The organism is Nostoc sp. UHCC 0252, assembly GCF_034931145.1.
Classification (GTDB): domain Bacteria; phylum Cyanobacteriota; class Cyanobacteriia; order Cyanobacteriales; family Nostocaceae; genus Nostoc.
The window spans coordinates 1-3,645 of sequence record NZ_JAYGHE010000163.1; the positions used below are offsets into that span (position 1 = coordinate 1).

The window sequence follows — 3,645 nt, forward strand, 5'->3', positions numbered from 1 at the left end:
CGCACCAGCGTCACTGAAGATGAGGATTTGTTTGTCACCCTGCATGAATGCAGCAGTTTCAGCAATATTCGCACCACTACCCCGTGAATCAACGAACAAACGTCCAGATTCATCTTTCAGAACTCGCTTGCTGCGACCAGTTACTTCGGCAATTTGTTTGTGACCGAAGTGCCACAGCAATTGTTCTAATGCGCCGGGGATGGGATCAAGGCTTGCTAACTTATCGACTAAAGCATCTCTCAAAGCTACAGCTTCTTGGGAGATAACTGGAGAGCCATCAGCGTCAAAGACTGGCTCGGATTTTTCTTCTCCATCAACGCCAGAATGAATGGAATGCAGATGAACAGGGAAAGCACTCATCAGGTAATCCATGAGGTATTCCCGTGGGGTCAGGTCAAGATTAAGATCCTTCCATTCGGAAGCAGGAACTTCATCAAGTCGTCGTTTCAAAAGTTCTTCATTAGTCGAAACTATTTGAATGACAACAGCAAGACCAAGGGATAGATCCTGCTCAATCGCTTTGATCAACTGCGGACATTTCATCCCTGTGAGAAGATGATTGAAGAATCTTTGCTTGTGCGATTCAAACTGCGAGTTGGCAGACATCTTAGCAGCACGATTGTACGTTTTTGCGCCAGTTATATTGCAAGCTTCTAAGGCTTTGTCTAAATTATTATGAATAACACCAAAAGCATCGGAGTAGCTGTTATAAATCCGTTCCTGAGTCGGCGTTAACTCAATTTCGAGAGTTTGATATTCAACTCCCTCGAAGGAAAGGCTCCGCGCCAGATACAGTCCCAAAGCCTTGAGATCCCTGGCGACCACTTCCATTGCAGCGATACCACCGCCCTCAATGGATTCCACAAAATCCTCACGGGAGGTAAACGGAAAGTCGCCCGTCTGCCAAAGCCCCAGACGATTTGCATAAGATAGGTTGGGTGCGATTCGTTGGTTAGTGAATCACGGTAATCAGTCCGTAAATAACTAACCCAGTCCGACAGCAGATTACTGTCACAAAAAGGCTGAACTCTCGGTTTGATGCAAGTGCAAGTCTTGCCATTCAGACTCAGAATTGACTCCTTATCTGCCCACACCGAACAAGCTCGGTTCTTGTAGAGTGAAGCTGGGAACAGGGCGCAAACAGACGACCGTTGCGGGTTGACACTGGCGCTAACAGGGAGTTCCTATGGTGAAACAGAGCCTAGAAAAGCGACTTATCTTAGGGCAAGGGCGCAACAAAAAATCCCTGATCCCACTGGAGTTCATTCCCGCCGAACCATCTAACCAGTAACGGCAAGAGTCCAGGGAATCCAGTAATCGAATTGGCTACATCTAACGGAACAATCAATCTCACCGAGGGAACGAATAAAAACGATTTGTGAGTCCTGGGGCAGTCGATCCCCAAGTAGGCTAGACGAGAAGCGGAATCCTCACAAGTCGGGTAGGACAGACCGTAATTGGTCTGAGGTGTTCAGAATACACAAACTCCAGAAGAGAAAATGATTAGACACAGTTACAAAACTAGTGAATCTTGGAGAGCCTTACCGTGGAAGAAATTCCGCCGTAACCTTTTCCGCCTTCAAAAGCGTGTGTACAAAGCGGTTCTTGTTGGAGACAAACGGAAAGCTAGGTCACTCCAAAAGCTCATTCTAAAATCCACCTCGGCTCGATTTCTTGCAATAAGACAAGTATCTCAGCTAAACGCTGGTAAAAAGACGGCTGGTATTGATGGTAAGAAATCCCTCTCATTTGAAGAACGCTTCAACCTTGAAGACTTACTGAAAATGAACAGTGGAAATTGGAAGCATCAAGGATTACGGGAAATCCCCATCCCCAAAAAGGACGGGACAACCAGAATGCTTAAGATACCAACAATTGCGGATAGGTCTTGGCAATGCCTAGCAAAATACGTACTCGAACCAGCACACGAAGCCACCTTCCATGCGAGGAGTTACGGGTTTAGAACTGGGCGCTCTGCCCATGATGCACAAAAGTACATCTTTGACAACCTTAGATCCCAGTCCAATGGAATAGAAAAACGAGTAATTGAACTCGATATCGAAAAGTGCTTCGATAGGATTAACCACTCAGCAATAATGGACGAACTCATCGCCTCCAAAGGCTTAAAACTCGGTATTTTCCGATGCCTCAAGGCAGGGGTAAACCCAGAATTTCCTGAACAAGGAACCCCACAAGGGGGAGTGGTCAGCCCACTATTAGCTAATATTGCACTCAACGGAATTGAGAGTATCCACAGATACCACGCTCTACATAGAGATGGTAGAAGGATTACACCTAAAACAAAGGCAGAACAAATTGCCTCGCCATCAATCCGATACGCGGATGACATGGTTATTATACTCCGACCAGAAGACGATGCAACAGAGATACTTGAAAGAATCAGCGAGTTCCTCCGCAAACGCGGAATGAATGTAAGCCAAAAGAAAACCAAAGTTACCGCCGCGACAGATGGGTTTGATTTCCTCGGCTGGCACTTTAAAGTCCAGAAAAACGGAAAGTTCAAATGTAGTCCCTCAGTGGACAACTTCAAAGCTTTTCGTAAGAAAGTAAAACACATCGTCAACAACTCGAATTATGGCGCTACCACAAAAGCTGAAAAATTAGCCCCGGTAGTCAGAGGTTGGAGAAACTACCATAAGTTCTGCAAGATGGACGGGTCTAGAAACTCGTTATACCACATCCAAAAAAGAGCTTACACGGTATTCAACAAGGAAACCAAGCAAAACCGCTACTCTAGCAAGAAATTACTAGACAAAGCATTCCCAAAGGTTCCTTACTCCGAAAACAAACACACTTCTGTCAAGGGAACTAAATCACCCTACGACGGAGATACAGCCTACTGGAGTAAACGTAACAGTAAACTCTATGATGGCGAAACCTCTATTGCTCTCAAGAAGCAAAACCATAGATGTGCTTCCTGTGGCTTAAAGTTCATCGATGAGGAACGGGTTCACCTGCATCACATCGACGGAAATCACGTCAACTGGAAGAAAAATAATCTTGAAGTAATTCACGAGAGTTGCCACGATTACAAACACATGAGCAAAAGCGCAAGCTGAGAACATCGGGAGCCGTGTGCAGCGAAAGTTGCACGCACGGATCTAACTGAGAGGTGCGGGAGATAATACTCCCCATCGACTCACCAAACCTTCGTCGCTCCAGTAGCAGAAACATAGATAACCCGTGCTGATGGTAGTGCGTTTTGCAACCGCAGCCCAACAATACCTTGCTGGGATGCTGCAACCATGCCCAGTTTGCCCTCTTGCGCCATTGCGTTACCCATCGCGTGACACTCATCAAATGCGATCGCTCCCTCAAAGTCCTTACCTGCCCACTCAACGATTTGCTTAAGCCGACTTTTACCATTCTTTTGAGAGCGTAGAGTTGAGTACGTGCAGAAGAGAATACCTTGGGTGAAAGGGATGGGGTCGCCAAGTTTGATGTTGCTCAGGTCGATAATGTCTTTTGTATCACCTCCTAAAGCACACCAGTCTCTACGGGCATCTTCAATTAAGGCAGAACTTTTAGATACCCAAATGGCTTTAGAACGCCCCTGACACCAGTTGTCGAGGATGATTCCCGCACATTGTCTACCCTTACCGGCACCCGTCCCATCGCCAAGAA

At 46.3% G+C, this 3,645-nt stretch carries 2 protein-coding genes and 1 pseudogene; 1 reads left to right on the forward strand and 2 read right to left on the reverse strand.

Features of this window, described 5'->3' with window-relative positions; translation table 11 throughout:
* On the reverse strand, positions 1 to 945 hold a 945-nt coding region (locus tag VB732_RS35585; RefSeq protein ID WP_323235501.1), incomplete at its 3' end, for a strawberry notch-like NTP hydrolase domain-containing protein.
* Positions 946 to 1,499: 554 nt separating this feature from the next.
* On the opposite strand from VB732_RS35585, the gene VB732_RS35590 reads away from it, so the two are divergent.
* Positions 1,500 to 3,080, forward strand: coding sequence for a group II intron reverse transcriptase/maturase (locus tag VB732_RS35590; protein ID WP_323235499.1), 1,581 nt, complete (start codon positions 1,500 to 1,502; stop codon positions 3,078 to 3,080).
* An 86-nt stretch (positions 3,081 to 3,166) separates the two neighbouring features.
* On the opposite strand, the pseudogene VB732_RS35595 reads toward VB732_RS35590, so the two are convergent.
* Positions 3,167 to 3,645: pseudogene (locus VB732_RS35595) on the reverse strand (strawberry notch-like NTP hydrolase domain-containing protein); the annotation flags it as partial.